This window comes from Nitrospirota bacterium (assembly GCA_016214855.1).
GTDB lineage: Bacteria > Nitrospirota > Thermodesulfovibrionia > Thermodesulfovibrionales > UBA6898 > UBA6898.
The window spans coordinates 1-22,966 of record JACRMT010000023.1; the positions used below are offsets into that span (position 1 = coordinate 1).

The window sequence follows — 22,966 nt, forward strand, 5'->3', positions numbered from 1 at the left end:
ACGTCATACGTTGCTCTTGACTGCTTCTCTGTCTCGGTGATACCCTTCTTCATGGTGGTGGCTCCTTCCTTTGTTGTTTGGTCGCAACTTGAAAGGATACACCGCCTTCTATCTATTTACACACTTTTTGATTGTATCTCGCAGTCTTTCCAGATGCTGCTTATGCCTTTAGCACCTTACTCAGCTTATATTTTCCCCATTTTGCCAATTAATTCAATATGTTTTTTCATATATCAGTTGGTCTTTAGCAGATCTTATCCATGATCAGGTACTCACTACCATGCCACTGGCCCCCATATTGACAAGTTAATGAGTATCGAATAAACTTAACCTATAGTTACAATTTTAGACAGGAGGTTATTTATGGTTAACAAGAGAATGCGATTATTTGTTCTGACTTCGATGATAGCAATGGTTCTTCTTGGAACGGCAGGGCTGTCATTTGCAGAAAAGCCTACAGTCCTGGCTCCATGCAAACAGTGTCACCAGCCTGAAAAAGACCTGGTCAGGGGCACTCTCGTATCTGTCTCGGAAAAATTCAAGACCATCAATGTCCAGGTGGGGCAGAAACTCGTATGGATAATCAATTATGGCGATGATCTGAAGATCACCGGCGCCGACAAACTCTTGTCTGTCTCCAAGGATAAAGAGATCGGCATCAGGTTCACCGGCGACGAGAAGAAACCCTATGCTGTAAGCCTTACGGTAAAGCCGCCGGCAAAGGTCGCTCCCGAAAAGCTCGTTACTGCTGACGAGATATCAAAGCTTGTCGCTATGGGCCCTGAAAAAGGCAGCTATCTGCTCGTTGATTCAAGACCCAAGCCGAGATTCAACGAGGGGCATATCCCTCATGCGGTATCCCTCGATAACACCAAATTCGACGAACTGAAAGACAAAATGCTGCCAAAGGAGAAGGATAGACTCATTATCTTCTACTGCGGCGGCGTAACCTGAAGGTTGAGCCCAGAGTCTGCCCGTCGGGCAGAAGTAGCAGGCTACACTAACGTCAAGGTATTTCACGAAGGGATCCCCGTATGGAAAAAGGCCGGCAAACTCATAGTTTCAGAATCTGCAGCTCTCAAAGACCTTATGGACAAGGATATTGCCCATGTACTTATCGACCTTCGGGATGCCGGGGAAGCTGAGAAAAGCTTTATCCCGGGAGCAGTCTCCATTCCTGCAAAAGACCTGTCAGTAGCAAAAGACAAGTTCCCTGGCGACAAGTCGGCACCTATTATCCTCTATGCAGACAAGCTTGATGAAGAAGCATTTAAGGCAGTCAGAAGCTGGGGATACGGCAATACGTCTCTGCTGAACGGCGGCCTTGCCTCCTGGACAAAGGATGGCGGCAAGGCGGAGAAAGGTAAACTCGCTACAATCATATCGTATGTGCCAAAACCAAGACCCGGCGAAATAGCGATCGAAGAATTCAAGGCAATTGCAGAAAAGGGTTCTCCTGACAAGATTATTCTTGATGTCAGAGAAGCTGATGAAACCGCGAACGGCATGATCAAGAGAGCCACCAATATTCCTGAGAGCACTGTTAAGAACAGGCTCAAGGAACTGCCAAAGGACAAGGAGATCATCACGCATTGCGCCACGGGCATTCGTGCTGAAAACGTCTTTGAGGATCTCAAGGAAGCAGGCTTTAAGACCCGTTTTTTGAACGCAGTTATCCAGATCGACAAAGACGGGAAATACGAGATAACAAAAAAATAGTATTCGGACGATAAACAAGGAAGGCAAGCTATGAGCTGCCTTCCTTGTTTATCAACCGCGCAGAGACAAAGCGTTTTCAGCAGATTTCTTTGTATACGCATTTTGTGCTTATCCACCCTAATGTATTTCCGCTGCTGCTTATTCATGAGCACTTTACATTTCCTGCAATAATCCCGCAAAATCAACAAGATAAATATGTATGCGGGATAGGATCGTTCATCCATAAAACATCATAATGGAAGATAAAAACAAGACAAAAGATCAGCTCATTGCCGAACTGACTGAAATGCGCCAACAGGCCGCGGAGATGGAAAAGCTCAGGGCCAAGTTCAACCGTGTCCAGAAGATGATGAGAGAGGCTGTTGTGCGGGCAAATGACGAAAAGGCAAAGACTGAGGCTATCATAGCAACCCTGGGAGATGGGATCAGCATTCAGGACATTCACTACAAGGTCCTTTTTCAGAATGAGCAGCACAAGCGGCTTGTCGGCGATCATGCCGGTGAATACTGTTACAGGGCCTATCAGAAAAAGGACCATGTTTGCGCGGGATGTCATCTGTCGCTTTCTTTCAAAGATGGAAAAATTCACAAGAAAGAGCAGTTCAGGATTACCGATAGCGGCAAAATCTATTACGAGATCATCTCATCTTCGTTGCGAAATGCGCGTGGCGAGATTGTCGCCGGCATTGAGGCAGTCAGGGATATAACCGAACGCAAGAATGCGGAGATGGAAAAAGAGGATCTCATTGCGCAGCTGAAAGAAGCACTTGAAAATATCAACACATTAAAAGGTAATGATCCCCATGTGTGCATGGTGCAGGAAAGTCCGCGACGACAGGGGTTACTGGAGTCAGGTGGAAATGTATGTTGAAAAGCACACTGAAGCGCTTTTCACTCATGGAATATGTCCTGACTGCATAGAGAAAGTTAAGAAAGAGGAGGCCGACAGCCAGTAAGATATGCCTCAGCCTGAGGCACAGATTTTCTGAACCTTTTCAAATGATGCCACTTGTTAGCGAAAAACTCTTTTCTGTCCTTCCCAACCTGCTCAGACTCTCCTGGGAAGCAGGCAAGGCCATTCTTGAAGTCTACAACTCTGACTTTGCTGTCGAGCAAAAGGACGATAAAAGCCCGCTTACGCTTGCGGACAGACGCTCGCACGAGATTATAGCCGTGGAGCTTGCGGCCTTACAGGACTGGCCCCTCCCCCTGCTGAGCGAGGAGGGAAGGAATATATCCTATGAAGAACGGAAGATCTGGGATATGTTCTGGCTTGTCGACCCGCTCGACGGGACCAGGGAGTTCGTCAAGCGCAACGGCGAATTTACCGTGAACATCGCACTGATACAGAACGGCAGACCTCTGCTCGGCGTCATATACATCCCGGTGAAGAATGTTTTCTATTTTGCAGCAGAAAATCTCGGAGCGTTCAAGCTGGAGAATGGCGATGTGCTGTTATCCCAGTCCATTGACAGAATCCTCAAATGTTCAATAAAACTTCCTCTTGCCCCTTGCCTCTTGCCCCTTGCCTCTCGCGTTACGGTCATCGGCAGCCGTTCACCTATGTCACCGGAAACAGAACAGTTCATCAATGACTTGAGGACAAAATATAAAAAGGTCGATTTTCTGGCAGCAGGGAGTTCCCTCAAGTTTTGTCTGATCGCTGAAGGCAAGGCAGACATTTATCCACGGTTTGGCCCTACCATGGAATGGGACACAGCAGCAGGACAGGCGATTGTGGAACAGGCAGGCGGCAGGGTCCTCAGGGCGGGCTCACGAGAGCCCCTGTCTTACAATAAAGAGAACCTTCTTAATCCAAGCTTTATCGTGTACAGATCGTAACAGCCTTTTCCTCTGCCTCTCGTGACGCTGCGCCTTATAAGAGCCCTGCTTTCGTTTGCCCTTTATGCGGATTAGGCGCCTATATCTTTATGGCGCGGTCTCTTGCCTGCCTGAAGCACCTTTTTCCTGAGTCTGATGGACTGGGGCGTTATCTCGACCAATTCGTCTTCTTTGAGGAATTCTATTGCCTGCTCAAGGCTCATGAGTTTCTGGGGTATGAGCTGGAGCGCCTCATCCGCGCCTGACGCCCGCATATTCGTCATCTTCTTTTCCTTGATAACGTTCACGTCAAGGTCATTGTCCCGGGAATTCTCACCGATGATCATGCCCTCGTATACCGGAACATTTTCCTGGACAAAAAGTGTGCCGCGGGGCTGGAGATGGAAAAGTGCATAAGTCGTTGTTTTGCCGGCCCTGTCTGCAACGAGAGCGCCGGTCTGACGCTTTGATATGGGCCCCTGCCAGGGTTCATACCCGTCAAACAGATGGTTCAGCAGTCCGGTGCCGCGCGTGTCCGTCAGGAACTGGGAACGGAATCCGATAAGCCCGCGCGAAGGTATCCGGAACTCGACCCGTACTCTCCCGTGGCCGTTGTTCTGCATCTTCTGCATCCTTCCCCTGCGCATACCGGCCTGCTGGGTAACAACGCCGACATACTCCTCGGGCACGTCTATCACCAGCATCTCCATCGGCTCATGCACCTTGCCGTTGATCTCTTTTGTGATGGTCTCGGGCATGGAAACAGAAAGCTCGTATCCTTCCCTTCTCATCATCTCGATGAGGATTGCGAGCTGCAGTTCGCCCCTGCCCATAACCCTGAAGGCGTCCATGTTGCTGAAATCAACCTTGATCGAAACATTATAGAGAAGCTCTTTTTCGAGTCGTTCCCTGATATTTCTTGACGTTACATATTTCCCTTCCTTGCCTGCAAAGGGAGAAGTGTTCACCGCAAAGACCATGGATATGGTCGGTTCATCAACCGTGATGCGCGGAAGAGGCTTCGGGTTATCAATATTTGTTATCGTATCGCCGATGTTTATACCTTCAATGCCCGCAAGAGCGACAATGTCGCCCACAGAGGCCTCTTTGATATCAACTCGGTCAAGACCCTGAAAACCATAGAGCTGTGTCACCTTTGTCTTGATGGTCTCTCCATCGCTGTTCACAACAGCCACCCATTCTCCAACCTTTACGGTTCCGGAAAAGACCCTGGCGATCGCAAGCCTGCCCACATAGTCGTTGTAATCGATGTTCGTAACTAAAAGCTGGAGCACTCCGTTCTCGTCTCCCTGAGGAGCCGGAATGGTATTCAATATCAGCTCAAAAAGCGGCTTCAGATCATTATTTTCTTCGTTCAGGTCGAGCTTTGCCGTGCCCAGCTTTGCGTTCGTATAGGCGATCGGGAAATCCAGCTGGTCCTCGGTTGCATCGAGGTCGATGAAGAGATCATAGACCTCGTTCAGCACATCCTGAATGCGTGCATCAGGCCTGTCTATCTTGTTGACCACAATGATGGGCGGGAGATTAAGTTCGAGCGCCTTTTTCAGCACGAACCGTGTCTGCGGCAGCGGACCTTCCGAGGCGTCAACAAGGAGAAGAACGCCATCGACCATCTTGAGCGTTCGCTCTACTTCGCCGCCAAAATCGGCATGGCCGGGCGTGTCAATGATATTGATCCTCGTGCCGTGATAGTCCACCGCAGTGTTCTTTGCCATGATCGTAATGCCGCGCTCGCGTTCCAGATCAATATTGTCCATGACCCGCTCCTGCACCCTCTCGTTCTCCCGAAAGGTACCGGACTGCCTGAGCATGCCGTCAACAAGCGTCGTCTTGCCATGGTCAACATGGGCTATAATTGCTATGTTTCTCAAATTCTCGCGTTTCATTGCTACCTCATTTTATTTAAAATATCTCCGGGTCCGCAAACAGGCATAACTATCGCATCGAAGTACATTTCCGGGATTTACGGCCAGGAGTGACTACAGGTTCATAGTTTACTGGGCTTGACACGGAAAAAGCAACTAAAGGCATGCCGTTATCCCGAACTAGGGATCAAAACAAACGACGCGCGCTAAAATGCGGAGATTGCCAGCCTGGCGAGCAGCAGGAGCTTTGACGGCAATATGCCGATGAAAAGCACTGCAGCGGCAGTTACGGTAAATACCAGCACCAATCCCGGAGAACTGTTCAGCTGTACGGTCTCTTTCGGCTCTTTCATGTACATAAGCATAACGATTCTGAGATAAAAGTATGCGGATATGGCACTAAAGAGAACTGCGATAATCACAAGCCAGGTGTAACCGGCACTGATGGCAGACATAAAGAGGTAGAACTTGCCCATAAACCCTGCCATAGGCGGTATGCCGGTAAGCGAGAACATGAAGATGAGCATAAGTGCTGCTGCCGTCGGGTGGGTCTTGGCAAGCCCCTCATAATCAGTAATCTCCTCTCCCTTGAACCCTTCTGTCCTGAGCATGACGATAATGGCAAAAGCGCCGATATTCATAAATGCGTATATGAACATATAGTTCAGCACGCTCGCCATGCCGTCAGGAGTTCCTGCTATGATACCGACAAGCATGTACCCGGCATGTGCGATCGAGGAGTAAGCCAGCATCCTCTTGATATTCGTCTGTGAAAGGGCAACGATGTTTCCGACAGCCATGGTGAGGATCGCTATCGGAATGAATATCACAGCCCAGTCAATACGAACGGAGCCGAATGCGGTGAGAAAAACCCGGCCGAGCACAGCAAACCCTGCTGCCTTTGGCCCGACTGACATGAATGAGGTTATTGGCGTGGGGGCTCCCTCATATGCATCAGGTGCCCACATATGAAACGGCACCGCAGCGATCTTGAAGGAAAAAGCAGCGGCAAACAGGATCATCGAAAGCATCAGCACAGGATTTGAAGCAAGATTGGTTTTCACGATATATGCTGCTATGTCCCTGAGGTTCGTCGTGCCGGTGAGCCCGTAGATCATTGACGTTCCATACAGGAGCATAGCTGATGCAAAGGCGCCCAGGAGCAGATATTTCATGGCAGCTTCGTTCGACTTGATATCATACCGGATGAAGCCGGCAAGGATATACGTGCTCAGGGCCATAAGCTCAAGACCAAGATAGAGAACGATGATATCGGCTGCAGATGCCATAAGCATCATACCGAGCGTTGCAAAGAGGATAAGGCTGTAGTATTCGCCGAAGTTGATCTTCACGGTCTCGAGGTATTTCGAAGACATCAGGACCGTAAGAATCAGATTGACGAGAAAGATGAGCTTGAAGAAGGTACTGTACCCGTCAGAGATATACATGCCGCCAAAGGTCGTGCCCAGGGAACCTACAAGCGTAAAAGAGGCAGCGCTCGCGCCGATGATCGTAAGAAATCCGATCGTCTCCTTCCTCTTGATCACAAGCTCAGCCATGAGCATGACGATCGCCATAACCGTCATCACCATTTCAGGCATCACAGGCGTAAGGTTAGGCATTGTCAGGGGCATCTATAGTAATCCTCCGGTCTCATTTCAAGATCTGCGTAATAACATTCGCCGCCACTGCCGGTGCGCTGCCACCGTTCACCCTCTCAAGAAGGTGCTGTACTGACGGATGCATAAAGCTCAGATAAGTGTTCGGATAAATGCCGATCCAGAATATCAGGACAACCATTGGAAGAAGCGTCATCAGTTCTCTTGTTGTTATGTCCTGAAGTCCTGCAACTTTTTGACTCGTCTCCATAAAAAATACCCGCTGATAAAGCCAGAGCATGTACCCTGCGCCGATGATAATACCTGATGCCGAGAGCACTCCGGCCCACTGACTGGCCTTAAATCCGCCAAGGAGAATGAGGAACTCTCCCACAAAACCGTTTGTCGCAGGCAGGCCTATGGACGCAAAGGTAAAGACAATAAAGAGCGAGGAGTATATCGGCATTACCGAGGCAACACCGCCATAATCAGCGATAACCCTCGTATGCGTCCTTTCATAAATGATGCCGACGCTTAAGAACAGGGCGCCGGTAACAATGCCGTGGTTCAGCATCTGCAGTATCCCGCCCTCAACGCCCTGTGTGTTCAGGGCAAAGATGCCGAGGGTCACAAACCCCATGTGGCTGACGGAACTGTAAGCGATAAGCCTTTTCAGGTCGGTCTGTGCAAGACAGATGATGCCGCCGTAGATGATGGCTATTACCGACAGTACGAGCATTACCGGTGCCATCTCACGGGAAGCATCGGGCAGAAGCGGCAGCGAGAACCTGAGAAAACCGTATGCGCCCATCTTGATAAGCACGGCAGCAAGGATGACACTGCCGGCAGTCGGCGCCTCGGTATGTGCATCAGGCAGCCAGGTATGCACCGGGAACATCGGCACCTTCACGGCAAAGGCTGCAAAGAATGCCCAGAAGAGCATCAGCTGCATCTTGTACGGATAAGCCTTTGTCATAAGCTCAAGAATACTAAAGGTCCTGCCTGCATAGAAATAGAGTACCATGATACCGACAAGCATCAGCACGCTACCGACAAGGGTGTACAAGAAGAACTTTATGGCGGCATAAACCCTGTTCGGTCCGCCCCATACACCGATAAGCAGGTACATCGGGATGAGCATAGCCTCCCAGAACAGATAGAAAAGCATGAAATCAAGGGAGCAGAAGACCCCGATCATGGCGCTTTCGAGCACCAGAATACAGATGAAGAATTCCTTCATCTTCATCCTGACCGATTCCCAGGAGATCAGCACGCTGAGGACCGTGACGAGCGTCGCCAGAAGGACAAAAAGCACGCTGATACCATCGAGTCCAAGATGGTAATTCATGTTCAGGATCGGTATCCATGCATAGTGTTCGGCAAACTGCATCATATGCGTTGATTTATCGAAATGGGTAAAGAGAAAGATGGAGAGGAGAAACGTTGCAACGCTAATGAGAAGGCTCACCAGCTTGATCGCCTGCTCATTCGTCCGATTGATGAACAGGAGAAAGGCCGCCCCGACCAGCGGCCAGCAGATCAGCATGCTCAGTATCGGAAATCCCAATGCGTTATTCATCGTCTGTTCCATCCTCTACCTCAGGAGCATCATGGCAATAATCAGCAGAATACCGGTTGCCATAATAGTCGCATAGTGCTGCATAAGCCCTGTCTGAATTCGCCTCAGTCCGGAACTGAAGGCAGCAATCGCATTCGGCACGCCATTGACAATAGCCTCGATGATCCGTGCGTCCGTGACCCCTATCAGAACGTTCTTTGCGATCCAGATAGTCGGTCTGATGATTATGAGGTCGTAAAGTTCATCAACATAATACTTGTTAAAGAGAATCCTGTGAACAGCAGCAAACTGCTGGCTTATCCTTGCAGGCAGTTCGGGTCTGACCAAATACATGAAATAGGCAAGACCGATTCCCGCAAGTCCTACCATTACAGATATGCCCATGACCATCCATTCCTCTGCATGTGTGCCATGCCCCTCCGGATGTCCCAGCACCGGTTTCATGAACTCGGTGAAATGGGCGCCGCCGCCGACGAGATGGGGAATACCGACCCACCCTGCTGCCACCGCACCGATGCAGAGGAGCATCAGCGGTACGGTCATGGACTTCGGCGACTCATGGAGATGGTGCTCCTGCTCGTGTGTCCCTCGAAATGGGCCATGGAATGTCAGGAATATAAGCCTGAAGGAATAGAATGCCGTAAGGAACGCTACCAGTGTGCCGATTGCCCAAACAAATTTTCCGACAGGACTCGGGCCTGAATAGGCGAGCCAGAGGATCTCGTCCTTGCTGAAAAATCCTGCAAGACCCGGTATTCCCGAGATACTGAACGAGGCGATCAGCATGGTGATATAGGTGACCGGCATATATTTTTTAAGGTTTCCCATCTTCTGGATATTGAGTTCTCCGCCCATGGCATGCATGACGCTTCCTGCACAGAGGAAGAGGAGCGCCTTGAAAAATGCATGCGTATACAGATGGAATACCCCGGCAGTATATGCGCCGACCCCGCAGGCCAAAAACATATAGCCGAGCTGGCTTACCGTCGAATATGCAATGATCCTTTTCAGATCATTCTGCACAAGACCGATGGTTGCCGCAAAGAGCGAGGTTATTGCTCCGGTGAGAGCAACGACCATAAGCGCAGTCTCTGACAGGCTGAAGATGGGACTGCAGCGTGCAACAAGAAATACACCGGCAGTGACCATGGTTGCTGCATGAATGAGCGCGCTGACCGGTGTAGGGCCCTCCATGGCATCAGGCAGCCAGACATGGAGCGGCATCTGTGCCGATTTTCCGACCGAGCCACAGAAGAGCAGGAGCGCTATGAGTGTCATGAGATGCACGTCAAAGCCGAGGAAGTTCACACTTGTGTTTGCAAAGCTGCCCGCCTGGCTGAAGACCGGCTCATAATATACATTGCCGAAGGTGATGAATATCATAAAGATACCGATGCCGAAGCCGAAGTCGCCGAAACGGTTCACAATGAACGCCTTCTTGCCTGCATCAGACGCTGACTTCTTATTGAAATAATAGCCGATCAGGAAGTAGGAACAGAGACCCACGCCTTCCCATCCGAAGTAGAGCTGCAGAAAGTTGTTTGCCATGACAAGCATAAGCATCGAGAAGGTGAAGAGGCTAAGATAGGAGAAGAAGCGATAATAGCCGGGATCGCCATGCATGTACCCAACCGAGTAGATATGGATCAGCAGGCTGCAGGTCGTTACCACGATAAGCATTACAACTGTGAGCTGGTCGATGAGGAACCCTACCGATACCTTGAACCCTCCGGAGAGTATCCAGGTGAATACATCATAGTTGATCTTTGCGCCGGAAAGCACATCCGTGAGCGCCATCACCGCAACAACCCAAGACCCGGCCACGGCCGCGATAGAGACCCAGTGCGCATTTTCCTTCAGTAATTTCCTGCCGAAAAGGATGTTGATCAAAAAAGCGGCAAGCGGCAGGAACGGTATCATTACATAAAGGTTCATTCGGTTATCCCTTCATCTCATTCATTTCATCGACATGTGCTGTCTGCTTGTTCCTGAACAGTGCAAGGATGATCGCAAGCCCTATTGCCGCTTCTGCTGCTGCTACCGTAATGATAAAAAAAACAAGAATATGGCCGCGCATATCCTGCAGATAGTGGCTGAATGATACAAGGCTGATATTCACCGCGTTCAGCATCAACTCAACCGACATGAACATGATGATAACATTCTTCCTGGTGAGGAAGCCGAACATGCCTATCATAAAAACCGCTGCACTCAGGATCAGATACCAGTTCAAAGGAACCATCATTAACTCCTCAGCTTCCTTTTTGCAAGGACTATCGCACCGACGACAGCCACAAGCAGGATCAGGGATGCTATTTCAAAGGGGAACAGATACTCGGTATACAGGAGCCTTCCCAGGGCCTTTGTGTGCGTCTCACTCCTGACAGCTTCAATGGTATGTTTGCCAACCGGCCCTTGAATATAGGACCCGAGCGCAGACACGATAGAAACAAAGAGCAGTCCGGTAACAAACAGTCCGGCAGGCCATGAGCCGACAAATTGTTTGATCGAGATCTCTTCCTTCAGATTGAGCAGCAGGACCACAAAAAGGAATAGGACCAGGATCGCGCCGGCATAGACAATTATCTGGATCGCCGCAATGAACTCAGCATTCAGGAAGAGGTACAGGCCTGCGATATGGAAGAAAAGCAGCAGCATCCACATCACACTGTGCACCGGGTTCCTGCGCGTTACGACAAGCAGCGACAGCACGATGATCGTAACTGCATAATAGCCGAAGAAAAGTTGTTGCAGCATGCCTATCGTTTTTCCTTTCCGGGTATTTTGCTGAACATTGCCTGTTCAGGGTTGCCCTTGAAGTCTTCGGTCAGGGGCCTCCAGAATTTCTTAAAATACTGTTTCCCTTTTTCACCTTCGAAATACTTGTCCCAGTTTGAAAGCAGACTCTCCTTGTTCATATAAAATGCATCTCTCGAGTAGTTGGAATATTCATAGTGCTCGCTCAGGGTTATGGCGCCAAAAGGGCAGGCCTCAACACAAAAGCCGCAGAAGATGCACCGGGCTACGTCGACCTCATACCGGTCAACGACCTTGTTATGGTCTTCGCCCTCTGTTGTATAGATATGAATGCACTGCGACGGACAGTAGGCTCCGCAAAGACCGCATCCCACACACTTCATTCTTCCCGTATTATCTTTGGCAAGCGCATGCAGGCCGCGGTACCCGGGCTGAGCCGGCACCTTTACAAGCGGATACCGTCGTGTAACTGCCGGCTTGAAAAGTGTCCTGAACGTAAGAGCCATGCCCTTCAGTATCTCGGTAAAAAACATTATTTTTATCAAAGAATTCTTCATCAGAACCATCCCATGATCTTCAGCGTGCCGGTAAATACAATGTTCACCAGGGCAAGCGGAATGAGGACCTTCCATCCAATGTTCATAAGCTGATCGTAGCGGTACCGTGGAAGCGTTGCTCGCACCCAATAATACAGGAACATAAAGAAGTAGACCTTGCCGAGAAACACTACAACCCAGACGATCGGCGGCAGCTGGGACAGAAACGGCAGGAGGTCCATAACAAATTTCGGCAATGTCCAGCCGCCAAGAAAACAGAGCGTACCTATGGCGGACATGATGAGCATCCCTGTGTACTCGCCAAGGAAGAACATGGCAAACCTGAAGCCGCTGTATTCGGTAAAATATCCGGCCACCAGCTCGCTTTCTGCCTCAGGGAGGTCAAAGGGCAGCCGGTTCGTTTCTGCGAACATAGCAACAAAAAAGACAAAGAACCCAAGCACCTGCGGAATGGCATAGAAACCTGCAGGGTAGTTGTGCTGAGCTTTCACGATCTCTGTCAAATTAAGGGAGCCTGACATGATCATGACGCCGACCAGGCTCAGGCCCATGGCAATCTCATAGCTGATAACCTGCGAAGCTGACCTCAGACCGCCGAGGAATGAATATTTTGATCCTGAAGACCACCCTGCCATCACAATGCCATATGCGCCAAGAGATGACATGGCAAGAAGAAAGAGAAGGCCGACATTGATATTCGCCACCGCAAAACCATCAAAGAAAGGCAATACCGAAAGAGAGGTGAGCGCAGACACAAAAAATATAACAGGAGCCAGATAGAATATCGGTTTGTCCGCAGTTGCCGGTATGATATCTTCTTTGAAAAAGAGCTTTACCCCGTCAGCGATAGGCTGCAGCAAGCCAAACCAGCCCACTTCTCTCGGACCCAGTCTGAACTGCATAAAGCCGATGACCTTTCTCTCCCAATAGGTGGCATAGGCAACATGCAGAAGTGTTATGCCAATGACAATCGCAACCTTTACAAGAATAATAACAATATTGGTCAGCATCATGCCGAGAAACGGAGCAAGGATCGGTTCAAGGAAGCTGTTCATGCAGTCACCTTTTCTATGGCTATCTCTATGCTGTCCAGACAGGGGGCCTTGGTTACGGGATCAAGAATGCAGTCAGTAAGCCTGAACGCACCTTTGCCCTCGAAGTTGTTGCCGACCTTGACTGACGAACGGTCGCCGTCCTTTTCAATGGCAACAAAAAGGGCAAGGGAACCTGTTTTCGTCTTGACCCGTACAACGTCTCCCTCGGTAAGTGAGAGCATCTGCGCTGTCTCTGCACTGATCCTGGCCACTGACTGGGGATAGATGTTGATAAGCGCAGGTGCTTTTGTGCTCATTGTGCCTGAATGAAAAAGCGGCTTCTCGATCTTCAGATAAAGTTTGCCTGTCGCCGCAGCGGGTGCAGATCTGTCAATCAGTATATCTTCCTTCGCGTCACGCAGAGGCTCACCTTTATAGGGATAGATATTGTCGCCATTCTCTATGTCTTCATACGTCAGATCCCGGTGAAGCGGAGACACTCTTGTTGCCTCATGGAACACATCTTCTGCTCTCCTATAGTCCATGCCGTATCCCATATTCTTTGATATTTCAGCGATGATCTTCCAGTCATCCATGCCCTCTCTGTGCACAGACTTCCGTACGCGCTGGATTCTGCGTTCCATATTCGTAAATGTGCCGTCTTTTTCTGCCCAGCTCAGTGCGGGGAGCACAACATCTGCAAGCTTGGCTGTTTCCGTAAGGAAGATGTCCTGCACAACCAGAAAGTCGAGCTTCCTGAATGCTGCTTCGACCCTGCCCGAGTCCGGGATATTGCAGAGAGGATTTTCACCCATTACATAGACAGCCTTGAGGCTTCCCTGCTCAGCAGCATCCACCATCTCAAAGAGATTGAGTCCCGGCTTTTCAGATAATTCGGTGTGCCAGACATTCTCACATTTCTTTCTGAACTCGGGGTACGCAACAGGCCGGTATCCGGGAAGGATATCCGGTGCACAGCCCATGTCAAGGGCACCCTGCTCATTGGCTTTTTCTGAAAGAAGGTAGATCCTTCCATTGGCAAGATAATTTATCGCCGAGAGCAGGAGCAGCTTATAGCTTCCTCCTGCGCTCTGGACAATATCCTTGCCGATAACAAGGCTGAATGTTGCTGCTGCAGCAAGCAGATCAACAAACACTGAAAGCTCGCTTACCGTTACACCGGTCTTGTCGGTTACCTCAGCAGCCGAAATCGTAATATCTTTTATTTTTGCTTCAAGGGCCGCATTTGATCCTGGCAGACCTTTCTTTTCCCTGAGTGCGGTCACAATCCCTTCCAGCAGGGCCGTTTCTGTCTGCAGTCTTGGCAGGAGTTTCGTTGGATCAAAATTTCTAAGACCATCTATGCTGCCGATCGTCAGGACATTGCCGTTTCTTCTTGCACAAGCCCTTATCTGAAGACCAAGAATAGGGTTCATGGTGGTCGGATCTCCGCCGATCACCATGACCGTATCGGAGTTTGCCAGTCCTGAGATGATGTTCGCTGTTGCACCCTGGCCAAAGATATTCTCAATAAAGCTCTGGGCCCCCGCGAATCCGGTCCGTGCAGTAGTGTCTATATTGTTCGTGCCCACTGCAGCACGCATGAACTTCTGAAAGAGATAGTTGTCCTCATTTGTACACCGCAAGGAAGCAATACCTGCGATCGCCTGGCTGCTGAACATGACCTTTATATTACTGAGCTTTTTCGCAACAAGGGTTATCGCTTCTTCCCAGGTCGCTTCAACAAGCGTTCCGTTCTTCCTGATAAGCGGTGTAGTGAGCCTATCCTTGCTGCCGACAAATTCGTAACCGAACCTTCCACGGGAGCAGAGCATGCCGTTGTTCACAGCAGAGCCGAGCTTCGGTATCACCCTCATAATAACGTCATCACGCACCTGAGCCACAACCGTACAACCGACACCGCAGTACGGACATACGGTCTCATGCTGTTCCTTTACCTGCCAGGGCCGATAACTGTGCCTGTGGAGTCTTGACATGATCGCGCCTACCGGACAGACCGAGACACAATTGCCGCAGTACTCGCAGTCGAATTTCCCGCCGGAAAACGGCTCGATATGTGAGTGTCCGCCGCGGTCAATAACTGCAATGGCCGAGGCACCCTGCCGGCCTTCACACATCCTGACACACCGCGTGCACATGATGCAGCGCTCCATATTCCTGACGATCGCAGAGTCTGCCAGACTCTCTTTTACTTTTCTTTTCTTCTCTTTGAATCTCCCCTTTGCAGGGCCGTATTTTTCAACAAGGTCCTGGAGGTCGCACTCGCCCGCTTTATCGCAGTAGGGACAATCGAGCGGGTGATTGATAAGCAAAAACTCAAGTATGCCGCGCCGCACATCAGCAATCTGCTCTGTCTCGGTCCTGACTACCATGCCGTCAGTCACCATAAGTGTGCAGGCAGTCTGAAGCCTCGGCATCTTTTCAACTTCAACGAGACAGAGTCTGCAGCCGCCATATTTTTCGAGCTGCTCGTGATAGCAGAGCGTCGGAATTTTGATGCCTGCAGAGCGCGCAGCCTCAAGGACGGTCACAGCCTTTTCAAGCTTTATTTCCTTCCCGTTTATCGTTATTGTTATGATTTTCATCCGTTCACCGTGCATTTCTTCTCTTTAATATGATCCTCGAACTCCGGTCTGAAATGCTTGATGAAATTTTGAACAACACAGGCTGCACCATCGCCAAGCGGACAGAACGTTTTACCGAGCATATTCCCTGCAACAGACAGCAGCAGATCAATATCTCCCTCCGCGCCATGGCCTTCTTCGATGCGCCCGAGAATGGCACGCAGCCAGCCGGTTCCTTCCCGGCAAGGCGTGCATTTGCCGCAGGACTCATGCTCGAAAAACTTCAGGGCCCGGTGACACACCTTGACAAGACAGACAGACTCATCCATAACAATGACCGCACCTGAACCAAGCATGCTGCCATGCTTAGGCATATTCACAAAATCCATGGGGCAATCTATCTTGTCAGGAGGAAGCACAGGCGTTGATATTCCGCCGGGGATCACGGCCTTAAGCTTCTTTCCCCCCTTGATGCCTCCGCAATGCGTATATACGATATCCTTCAGTTTTGTTCCCATGGGCAGCTCGTACACGCCCGGTCTTTCGACATGGCCGCTGACGCAGAATATCTTAGGGCCGGGGCAATCCGGTGTGCCGATCTTTGCATATGCTTCACCGCCGATCTCCATGATATAGGGCAGATTCGAGAGGGTCTCGACATTGTTGACAACCGTCGGTTTCGAAAAAACGCCGACGTTAACCGGAAACGGGGGTTTGATCCTCGGCTGTCCCTTATCTCCTTCAAGTGACTCAATAAGCGCGGTTTCTTCACCGCAGATATATGCCCCCGCTCCCTGGTGTACCGCGAGATGGAAGGTGATGCCTTTCCCGAGGATATTTTCACCAAGAAGATTGTTGTCATACGCCTGCTTGATCGCCTTGTTCAGAATATGCTTTGCTGCAGGGTATTCACCGCGCAGGTAGATGTAACCGTATTCCGCCTTAAGCGCGTGTCCTGAAATTGCCATGCCTTCAATAAGAATATGCGGGTTCTTCTCAAGAATAGGCCGGTCCTTGAACGTCCCCGGTTCCCCTTCGTCTGCATTGCAAAGAAGATATTTCGGGAACTTCGGGTCAGCTGCTGCAAAGGTCCATTTCATGGCTACCGGGAAACCCGCACCACCGCGGCCCCTAAGCCCGGCCCTCTTCACCTCGTCAATGATCTGCTGGGGCTCCATCTCAAGTGCCTTCGCAAGGCCCTTGTACCCGCCGATATTCTTGTATTCAAGGATATCTGCGGAGTTCGGATTTTCTATATTTTTTAACAGTGCCGCTTCCATAATTCTCTTATTGGTATTTCCCCAGGATCTCGTCCAGATTTATTTCGTTCAGGTTCTCGTAAAAGTCGTCGTTAATCAGCATTGCCGGTGCCGTGCCGCACGCTCCGATGCACTCCATGATAACAAGGGAAAATCTGCCGTCAGGTGATATGCCTCCGGGCTCGATACCATATTTATTTTTCAAAAAATCAATAAGTCTTTCGGCTCCAAGGATCATGCAGGAGACATTCGTACAAAGCTGGATAAGGTGCCTGCCCATCGGTTTCTGCTTGTACATCGCGTAGAAGGTCCCCACTCCCCGGGCAGTCGCTTTAGGCACATTAAGCAGGTCAGCGACCGCTTCATAGGCCTCAGGCGAGAGCCAGCCGTATTCCCGCTGCGCCACATAAAGCGCCGGCAGGAGAGCTGCCCGGCTGTTCGGGTATTTCGTCCTGATCTCCGCTATCTCTTTTATCGATGCATCATTAAACATAAATTATATTTTTTGACCTCTGCCTTAGCCTTTTTATTACCGATCGCACTCACCCAGAACGATATCGATCGTCCCGATATTCGCAATAACATCTGCTATAAGACCACCCTCACAAAGCCTTGTGAGTACGGAGGCATGTACAAAGGACGGCGACCTGACACGCATCCGGTAAGGCTTCCCGGTTCCGTCGCTCACAAAATAGAAGCCGAGCTCTCCTTTCGGCACCTCACTTCCGACATAAATCTCACCTTCAGGCACGGTCGGGCCCTTGGTAATAAGGATGAACTGATGAATAAGATGCTCCATGTCCTTGAGGACCATGTCCTTTGGTGGAAGCGTGAACTTCGGTGCGTCTGCCATGACAGGCCCTGCAGGCAGATTTTCGATGCACTGCCTGATGATTCTGATGGATTGCCTCATCTCGCCGACTCTGACGAGGTAACGGTCATAACAGTCGCCCTTCTTTCCTACCGGCACGTCGAAATCGACCTTGTCATAAGCATCGTAGGGAAAATATTTTCTTACGTCATAGTCAGAGCCTGAGCCGCGGAGCGTTCCTCCGGTCAGACCCCAGTTAACGGCCTCTTCCAGTGATATAATGCCGATATCAACAGTCCTTTCCTTCCAGATCCTGTTCTCCGTAACCAGTGTCTCATAGTCATCCATCTTGGAAGGAAAATCGAGGATAAAAGCATAAAGCTGATCAAGGAACTCCTGGCTGATATCATTACGTATGCCGCCTACGCGAGGGAAACTGACAGTCAGTCGTGCACCGCAGACCATCTCAAAAAGATCGAGAATTTTCTCCCTTGCCACCATGGCATGCAGAAACGGTGTTGTGGCGCCAATATCGAGGACATGGGTGCCGAGCCAGACGATATGACTGGATAACCGTCCCATCTCTGCAAGTATGGTCCTGATATATTTTGCCCGCTCAGGCGCCTCAATACCGAAAAGTTTCTCCACAGCGACAACATATCCCACATTGTTGTTCATGGAGGATATGTAGTCAAGCCTGTCGGTCAGCGGAAGAGCGGCAAAATAGGTCTTGTTCTCACCAAGCTTTTCTATGCCCCGGTGAAGGTATCCCACATGGGGAGTACACTTAATGACGTTCTCTCCCTGGAGGTTCAATACCAAACGCAGGACACCATGGGTCGCCGGGTGCTGCGGACCCATGCTGATCGTCAGTTCTTTTGTCTCAAATGGTTTTTCTATATCTTCCATAGGTTGCCGGTTATATGCCGTCCGTTACTGCCTTTTAGCCTTGCCAATCGTATTGCCTGTATTTTTTCGACCTGTCGAGCACATCAAGGAACCCGCTCCATTCCTGTGCCGGTCCTTTTACAGGATAGTCTTTCCTAAGCGGGTATCCTTCCCAGTCTTCAGGCAGTAGTACCCTTCTCAGGTCAGGATGTCCGGCAAAGACAATGCCATACATGTCATAGCATTCACGTTCATGCCAGTTTACCCCGACCCAGACCGGCATTACTGAATCTATTCTCGCATCATTTACTGGAACCTCTGCCTTGATACGCAGGGCATGCCTGTGTTTGATGGAGTACAGATGATAGACAACCTCAAATCTGATCTCCTTCTTGCCGAGATAATCCACACCGCACAGATCCACAAGATAGTCAAAACAGAGATCAGGTTCATCATGAAGGAACCTGCTGATCTCCACAATTTTCCCTTTGCGGACAGTAACAGAGACCTGCCCCCTGAACTCCCTGACATCAAGGACCTCATCAGGAAAACGCTCCTTCAGCTTATCTGCTATCTGTAGTGGTTCCATAGTTTAACTCAACGAGATTCGGGATTTAGTGCCGGGAATTTGCATGATGCAATCCCAAGCCGCTAGCCCCTAAATCTCTATTATCTCCAGCGGCTCCAGCGGAACTGCTCAGCCTTTATTTTCTCCTGAAGCTTGATTATCCCATCAATAAATGCCTCGGGTCTGGGAGGACATCCGGGGATATATACGTCTATCGGCAGGAACGTATCGCATCCCTGCACTGTGCTGTACGTATTGAATATGCCGCCGCTGTTTGCGCAGCTTCCTACCGAGATGACATACCTCGGCTCAGGCATCTGGTCATAGACACGCCGGACTATCTCGGACATCTTTTTTGTTACCGTTCCGGCGACAAACATGAAGTCCGACTGTCTGGGAGAACCTCTCGGGATGATTCCCATTCTGTCAAGATCGTTGTGACTGGCATACACGGCCATCATCTCGATGGCACATCAGGCCAGTCCGAACGTCATGGGCCACAGCGATGAGCTTCTTCCCCAGTTGATCAACTTGTCCATCGATGTGATAAGAATATTCGGCGCGAGAATCTTTACGCCTTCTTCAACTTCGACAAGCGACTGCGAAGGGGTGCTGAGGGTTGTGATCAATCCCATACAAATGCCTCCTTTCTCCATGCGTAGATGTACCCGACCAGCAGGATCACCATGAAGATGACCATCTCTATAAAGGCATAGAGCCCGATCTTGTCGAACACCACTGCCCAGGGATAGAGAAACACCGCTTCAACATCGAACACAACAAACAGCATGGCAATAATATAGAACTTGACGGAAAACCTCATGTGAGGCCCGCCAACAGGAGCGTTCCCGGATTCATAAGGCATAAGCTTCTCCGCATAAGGCCGCCTGAGACGAAGCAGTTCACCGATGAGCAATGAACCTATGCCGAAGGCCGTTGCGACCATCAGGAAGATGAGAACAGGCAAATATTCTGAAGGCATAAAAGTTCCGGGCATAACGGTATAATTTTATAGGACATCCAAACTAATAAGTCAAGTAAAAAAATGAATCTCCAGCTTTAGGTTTTTTCTTGCTTTAATTGTTGTAAATGATATAAATTTTTTAGCGATGCTCGTAAATAAATCTCTTAACTCACTGACCGGAAAACTTATCCTGACCATCGGCACGCTCATGATCGCCGGAAGCATGCTCTTCTGGCTGTTCCTTTTCAAATACCAGGAGAAAGAACTCCTGCAGAGTTCCGTAAAATACGGCTATTCCTTCGTTGACTATATCAGAAATACAACAAGATATGGAATGCTCTCTGCGCAGGGCCCGCTCATTCAGCAGACCGTCGAATCGGTCGGTGTTGCAGAGGGCATCCAGAATGTGCGGATCTTCGACAGCAAAGGCAGGGTCGCCTATGCCTCCGACAGAAAGAATATCGACACCGTCCTTGACAAGAACTCGCCGCTCTGCCTCAGATGCCATACCGCCTCCGGCCCGACAAAAGATACACCAAGCTGGCGTATTGCCAAAGGAGAAGTGCACCGGGTCCTGAACATAGTCCAGCCGATATATAACGAGCCCGCCTGTTACAATGCCTCTTGCCATGTCCATCCTGCGAATCAGCGCATATTGGGCATTGTCGAAGTTGACCTTTCGCTCGAACTTCTCGATCACAGCATTAAACAGCAGGGCATTGCGATCACGGTCTATGTCCTGGCCTTTTCCATCGTGATCTCCGGCGTTCTCTGCATTATCATCTGGAATTTTGTCTCTACTCCGGTATCGATCCTCGCACAGGGCATGAGAAAGGTTGCAGCAGGCGATCTCGACTTTAAAATAACGATCAACAGAAAAGATGAGATCGGCGAACTCGCCAACACCTTTAATGCGATGAGCGACGAACTCAGGAAGGCAAAGAAGGAAAGCATGGAGTGGAGCAACACGCTCGAAAAGAAGGTGGAAGAGAAGACCGAGGCGATCCATCGGGCGCAGCAGCAGCTTATCCATTCGGAAAAGCTTGCATCCCTGGGAAGAATGGCAGCCGGCGTTGCGCATGAAATTAACAGTCCGCTTACCGGCATTGTGACCTTCGGACATCTCCTTCTGAAGAAGTTCCCGGAGGGCACTGAAGACCGGGAAGATATCGAGGTCATTATCGACCAGGCAAACCGTTGCTCCAACATCATCAAAGGGCTTCTGGGGTTTGCCCGCGCAACAACTGCAGATAAGGCTCCGACAAATATCAATGACGTGCTGAACAGCACACTCAATATTGTCAAGAACAAGGCAGATTTCTTCAATATAAAACTTTCGACAAGTCTGGACCCTTCGCTTGCCATGGTCAAGGCGGACGCACCGCAACTTCAGCAGGTCTTCCTGAATATGATCGTAAATGCGGCTGATGCATGCGAAGGAAAGGGTTCTATCACCATAACAACCTCAAATGTAAATGACAGCGGACAGGATTATGCCCAGATCGAATTCAGAGACACCGGACATGGCATTAAGGACGAAGCCCTCGAAAAGATCTTCGAGCCCTTCTTTACCACAAAACCTGTCGGCAAAGGCACAGGTCTTGGCCTTGCCGTGAGCCACGGCATCATACAGGACCATGGCGGGAAGATCACGATCAGCACAAAAATTGGTGAGGGCACCAGTTTCTTTATCTGGCTTCCGGCGCTGAAGGAGACCGCATGAGCAAGGGAAAGATTCTTGTCATAGATGATGAAGACATTGTGCGCTTGAGCTGCAGCCGTTCTCTTGTTCCCGAAGGATATGAGCTGAAAATGGCGAAGAACGGCCCTGAGGGTCTGAAGTTGCTCGAGGAAGAGACCTTTGATCTTGTGCTCACTGATCTCAAAATGCCGAACATGGACGGCATAGAGGTGCTGGGGACCATTAAGGAAAAGTGGCCGAAGACTGATGTGGTCATCGTTACCGGGTATCAGACCGTTGAAACCGCGGTAAAGGCGATCAAGATCGGCGCTTTCGACTATGTCGAAAAGCCCTTCACGCCTGATTCGCTCCTCGCAACCGTTGCAAACGTCTTTCGGACTCGAAAAGATAAGGGCCTTATTTCGTGAACAGCAGAATAAGCGGAACAGCGCAAGCAGAGATAAAGGAGGGCAGTCATGGAAAGTAAGGGTAAAATTCTGGTTCTTGACGATGATCCTGTCGTAACCCTGAGCTGCAAGAGGATCCTTGGCGCAGAGGGTTTTAATATCATCACCGTTGATAAGGGAGAAGACGCTATCAAGAAGGTATCCAATGAAGAGTTCGACCTTCTGATATCAGACGTAAGACTGCCTGACATGAACGGGATTTCGGTGCTGCGCGAAACAAAGATCGTTCAGCCCAAGCTTGACGTGGTGATCATTACCGGATACCCAACCCTTGATGAAGCAAAAGAGTCCGTCCGTTTAGGCGCCTTTGAATTTATCGAAAAACCGTTCACCCCTGACTTCATGCTGAATGTTGCACGGAAGGTATTCGATACCCGGGGATGGATACTGAGAAAGGCATTTATCGATGATTTCAGAAACGACATTGTCAATCTCCGTGACACCCAGAACCCGGTTCTGTTCTATAAGGAAGGCACTTGGGCGCGGCCGCTGAAAGACAACATATGGGAAGTCGGCTGCGATGCGCGCTACTGGCTCCTCGCCGGTCAGCTCGCATCCATAGAACTTCCTCAGAATCTGCGGACGATCATGGCAGGGGAAAGCTTTGGCAAGATTTTTTCGAGCAGCGGCCAGACTGACGATCTGATCGCTCCCATGACAGGAAGAGTGAGAGAAGTCAACCATCATGCAAACACCGCCATGAGCGCACTGGTGCGTGACAACCTGAGCGAAGGCTGGCTTCTCTGGCTTGCCCGCATAGAACCGATCGCACTGTAAAAGAACTTCACTGAG

21 protein-coding genes and 1 pseudogene are annotated in these 22,966 nt (G+C 50.0%); 7 read left to right on the forward strand and 15 right to left on the reverse strand.

All coding sequences use genetic code 11. The annotated features are described in order from the left end of the window. Positions 1-363 precede the first annotated feature (363 nt). The 4 genes from HZB62_15975 (at position 364) to cysQ (ending at position 3,561) form a co-directional block, all read left to right on the forward strand. On the forward strand, positions 364-954 hold the full coding sequence (locus HZB62_15975; protein MBI5076646.1) for a rhodanese-like domain-containing protein: 591 nt from the start codon (positions 364-366) through the stop codon (positions 952-954). 3 nt (positions 955-957) lie between these two features. Beyond that, positions 958-1,719, forward strand: coding sequence for a hypothetical protein (locus tag HZB62_15980; protein MBI5076647.1), 762 nt, complete (start codon positions 958-960; stop codon positions 1,717-1,719). 235 nt (positions 1,720-1,954) lie between these two features. Next, on the forward strand, positions 1,955-2,590 hold the full coding sequence (locus HZB62_15985) for a PAS domain-containing protein (GenBank protein MBI5076648.1): 636 nt from the start codon (positions 1,955-1,957) through the stop codon (positions 2,588-2,590). A gap of 131 nt (positions 2,591-2,721) precedes the next feature. Further along, entirely contained in the window at positions 2,722-3,561 is an 840-nt protein-coding gene (cysQ, locus tag HZB62_15990; GenBank protein MBI5076649.1) for a 3'(2'),5'-bisphosphate nucleotidase CysQ, read from the forward strand. 71 nt (positions 3,562-3,632) lie between these two features. Here the strand turns inward: cysQ and typA are convergent, their stop codons facing one another. The 15 genes and pseudogenes from typA to ndhC form a co-directional block, all read right to left on the reverse strand. Continuing rightward, positions 3,633-5,447, reverse strand: a complete 1,815-nt coding sequence (gene typA / locus HZB62_15995; protein ID MBI5076650.1) for a translational GTPase TypA — start codon at positions 5,445-5,447, stop codon at positions 3,633-3,635. 185 nt (positions 5,448-5,632) lie between these two features. Next, positions 5,633-7,060, reverse strand: a complete 1,428-nt coding sequence (locus HZB62_16000; protein ID MBI5076651.1) for an NADH-quinone oxidoreductase subunit N — start codon at positions 7,058-7,060, stop codon at positions 5,633-5,635. Between the two features lie 19 nt (positions 7,061-7,079). After that, positions 7,080-8,615, reverse strand: a complete 1,536-nt coding sequence (locus HZB62_16005; protein ID MBI5076652.1) for an NADH-quinone oxidoreductase subunit M — start codon at positions 8,613-8,615, stop codon at positions 7,080-7,082. Positions 8,616-8,618: 3 nt separating this feature from the next. Beyond that, entirely contained in the window at positions 8,619-10,538 is a 1,920-nt protein-coding gene (nuoL, locus tag HZB62_16010; GenBank protein MBI5076653.1) for an NADH-quinone oxidoreductase subunit L, read from the reverse strand. Positions 10,539-10,542: 4 nt separating this feature from the next. Continuing rightward, the gene (gene nuoK, locus HZB62_16015; protein ID MBI5076654.1) at positions 10,543-10,845 is read right to left on the reverse strand and encodes an NADH-quinone oxidoreductase subunit NuoK; all 303 of its coding nucleotides are present in this window, start codon (positions 10,843-10,845) and stop codon (positions 10,543-10,545) included. A 2-nt stretch (positions 10,846-10,847) separates the two neighbouring features. After that, a complete protein-coding gene (locus tag HZB62_16020; GenBank protein MBI5076655.1) occupies positions 10,848-11,360 on the reverse strand; it encodes an NADH-quinone oxidoreductase subunit J in 513 nt (170 codons plus the stop codon). A gap of 2 nt (positions 11,361-11,362) precedes the next feature. Then, the gene (gene nuoI, locus HZB62_16025) at positions 11,363-11,917 is read right to left on the reverse strand and encodes an NADH-quinone oxidoreductase subunit NuoI (GenBank protein ID MBI5076656.1); all 555 of its coding nucleotides are present in this window, start codon (positions 11,915-11,917) and stop codon (positions 11,363-11,365) included. Continuing rightward, positions 11,917-12,927 carry an NADH-quinone oxidoreductase subunit NuoH gene (gene nuoH / locus HZB62_16030; protein MBI5076657.1) on the reverse strand — a complete coding sequence of 337 codons (1,011 nt, stop codon included), beginning with the start codon at positions 12,925-12,927 and terminating at the stop codon, positions 11,917-11,919. Before nuoH ends, nuoI begins: the two co-directional genes overlap by 1 nt. 41 nt (positions 12,928-12,968) lie before the next feature. Then, on the reverse strand, positions 12,969-15,557 hold the full coding sequence (nuoG, locus tag HZB62_16035; GenBank protein ID MBI5076658.1) for an NADH-quinone oxidoreductase subunit NuoG: 2,589 nt from the start codon (positions 15,555-15,557) through the stop codon (positions 12,969-12,971). Then, the gene (nuoF, locus tag HZB62_16040) at positions 15,554-16,819 is read right to left on the reverse strand and encodes an NADH-quinone oxidoreductase subunit NuoF (GenBank protein ID MBI5076659.1); all 1,266 of its coding nucleotides are present in this window, start codon (positions 16,817-16,819) and stop codon (positions 15,554-15,556) included. Before nuoF ends, nuoG begins: the two co-directional genes overlap by 4 nt. 4 nt (positions 16,820-16,823) lie before the next feature. Further along, positions 16,824-17,288 (reverse strand): NADH-quinone oxidoreductase subunit NuoE, encoded by a 465-nt coding sequence (gene nuoE / locus HZB62_16045; protein MBI5076660.1) that lies wholly within the window; start codon positions 17,286-17,288, stop codon positions 16,824-16,826. A 36-nt stretch (positions 17,289-17,324) separates the two neighbouring features. Further along, a complete protein-coding gene (locus HZB62_16050) occupies positions 17,325-18,515 on the reverse strand; it encodes an NADH-quinone oxidoreductase subunit D (protein MBI5076661.1) in 1,191 nt (396 codons plus the stop codon). Between the two features lie 34 nt (positions 18,516-18,549). Then, positions 18,550-19,083, reverse strand: coding sequence for an NADH-quinone oxidoreductase subunit C (locus tag HZB62_16055; GenBank protein ID MBI5076662.1), 534 nt, complete (start codon positions 19,081-19,083; stop codon positions 18,550-18,552). An 80-nt stretch (positions 19,084-19,163) separates the two neighbouring features. Continuing rightward, positions 19,164-19,718 (reverse strand): annotated as a pseudogene (locus HZB62_16060) (NADH-quinone oxidoreductase subunit B). Next, positions 19,688-20,044: an NADH-quinone oxidoreductase subunit A gene (gene ndhC / locus HZB62_16065; protein ID MBI5076663.1), complete on the reverse strand. Its 357-nt coding sequence runs from the start codon at positions 20,042-20,044 to the stop codon at positions 19,688-19,690. The pseudogene HZB62_16060 and the gene ndhC overlap by 31 nt, the downstream one beginning before the upstream one ends. 127 nt (positions 20,045-20,171) lie before the next feature. Between ndhC and HZB62_16070 the strand changes: the two genes are divergently transcribed. Genes HZB62_16070 through HZB62_16080 form a run of 3 tightly spaced genes read left to right on the forward strand, consistent with a single transcriptional unit; the run spans position 20,172 to position 22,951 of the window. Beyond that, a complete protein-coding gene (locus HZB62_16070) occupies positions 20,172-21,749 on the forward strand; it encodes a HAMP domain-containing protein (protein MBI5076664.1) in 1,578 nt (525 codons plus the stop codon). Beyond that, positions 21,746-22,135, forward strand: coding sequence for a sigma-54-dependent Fis family transcriptional regulator (locus HZB62_16075; GenBank protein MBI5076665.1), 390 nt, complete (start codon positions 21,746-21,748; stop codon positions 22,133-22,135). Before HZB62_16070 ends, HZB62_16075 begins: the two co-directional genes overlap by 4 nt. A 48-nt stretch (positions 22,136-22,183) precedes the next feature. Continuing rightward, entirely contained in the window at positions 22,184-22,951 is a 768-nt protein-coding gene (locus tag HZB62_16080; GenBank protein MBI5076666.1) for a response regulator, read from the forward strand. Positions 22,952-22,966 lie beyond the last annotated feature (15 nt).

Coding starts and splice junctions, on each gene's coding strand:
- HZB62_15975 (MBI5076646.1), top strand. CDS start 364: ATGGTTAACAAGAGAATGCGATTATTTGTTCTGACTTCGATGATAGCA.
- HZB62_16075 (MBI5076665.1), top strand. CDS start 21,746: ATGAGCAAGGGAAAGATTCTTGTCATAGATGATGAAGACATTGTGCGC.
- nuoI (MBI5076656.1), bottom strand. CDS start 11,917: ATGAAGAATTCTTTGATAAAAATAATGTTTTTTACCGAGATACTGAAG.
- HZB62_16080 (MBI5076666.1), top strand. CDS start 22,184: ATGGAAAGTAAGGGTAAAATTCTGGTTCTTGACGATGATCCTGTCGTA.
- HZB62_16050 (MBI5076661.1), bottom strand. CDS start 18,515: ATGGAAGATATAGAAAAACCATTTGAGACAAAAGAACTGACGATCAGC.
- nuoL (MBI5076653.1), bottom strand. CDS start 10,538: ATGAACCTTTATGTAATGATACCGTTCCTGCCGCTTGCCGCTTTTTTG.
- HZB62_16000 (MBI5076651.1), bottom strand. CDS start 7,060: ATGCCCCTGACAATGCCTAACCTTACGCCTGTGATGCCTGAAATGGTG.
- typA (MBI5076650.1), bottom strand. CDS start 5,447: ATGAAACGCGAGAATTTGAGAAACATAGCAATTATAGCCCATGTTGAC.
- HZB62_16055 (MBI5076662.1), bottom strand. CDS start 19,083: ATGGAACCACTACAGATAGCAGATAAGCTGAAGGAGCGTTTTCCTGAT.
- HZB62_16070 (MBI5076664.1), top strand. CDS start 20,172: ATGCTCGTAAATAAATCTCTTAACTCACTGACCGGAAAACTTATCCTG.
- nuoG (MBI5076658.1), bottom strand. CDS start 15,557: ATGAAAATCATAACAATAACGATAAACGGGAAGGAAATAAAGCTTGAA.
- HZB62_15985 (MBI5076648.1), top strand. CDS start 1,955: ATGGAAGATAAAAACAAGACAAAAGATCAGCTCATTGCCGAACTGACT.
- HZB62_16020 (MBI5076655.1), bottom strand. CDS start 11,360: ATGCTGCAACAACTTTTCTTCGGCTATTATGCAGTTACGATCATCGTG.
- nuoE (MBI5076660.1), bottom strand. CDS start 17,288: ATGTTTAATGATGCATCGATAAAAGAGATAGCGGAGATCAGGACGAAA.
- ndhC (MBI5076663.1), bottom strand. CDS start 20,044: ATGCCTTCAGAATATTTGCCTGTTCTCATCTTCCTGATGGTCGCAACG.
- cysQ (MBI5076649.1), top strand. CDS start 2,722: ATGCCACTTGTTAGCGAAAAACTCTTTTCTGTCCTTCCCAACCTGCTC.
- nuoK (MBI5076654.1), bottom strand. CDS start 10,845: ATGGTTCCTTTGAACTGGTATCTGATCCTGAGTGCAGCGGTTTTTATG.
- HZB62_16005 (MBI5076652.1), bottom strand. CDS start 8,615: ATGGAACAGACGATGAATAACGCATTGGGATTTCCGATACTGAGCATG.
- nuoH (MBI5076657.1), bottom strand. CDS start 12,927: ATGCTGACCAATATTGTTATTATTCTTGTAAAGGTTGCGATTGTCATT.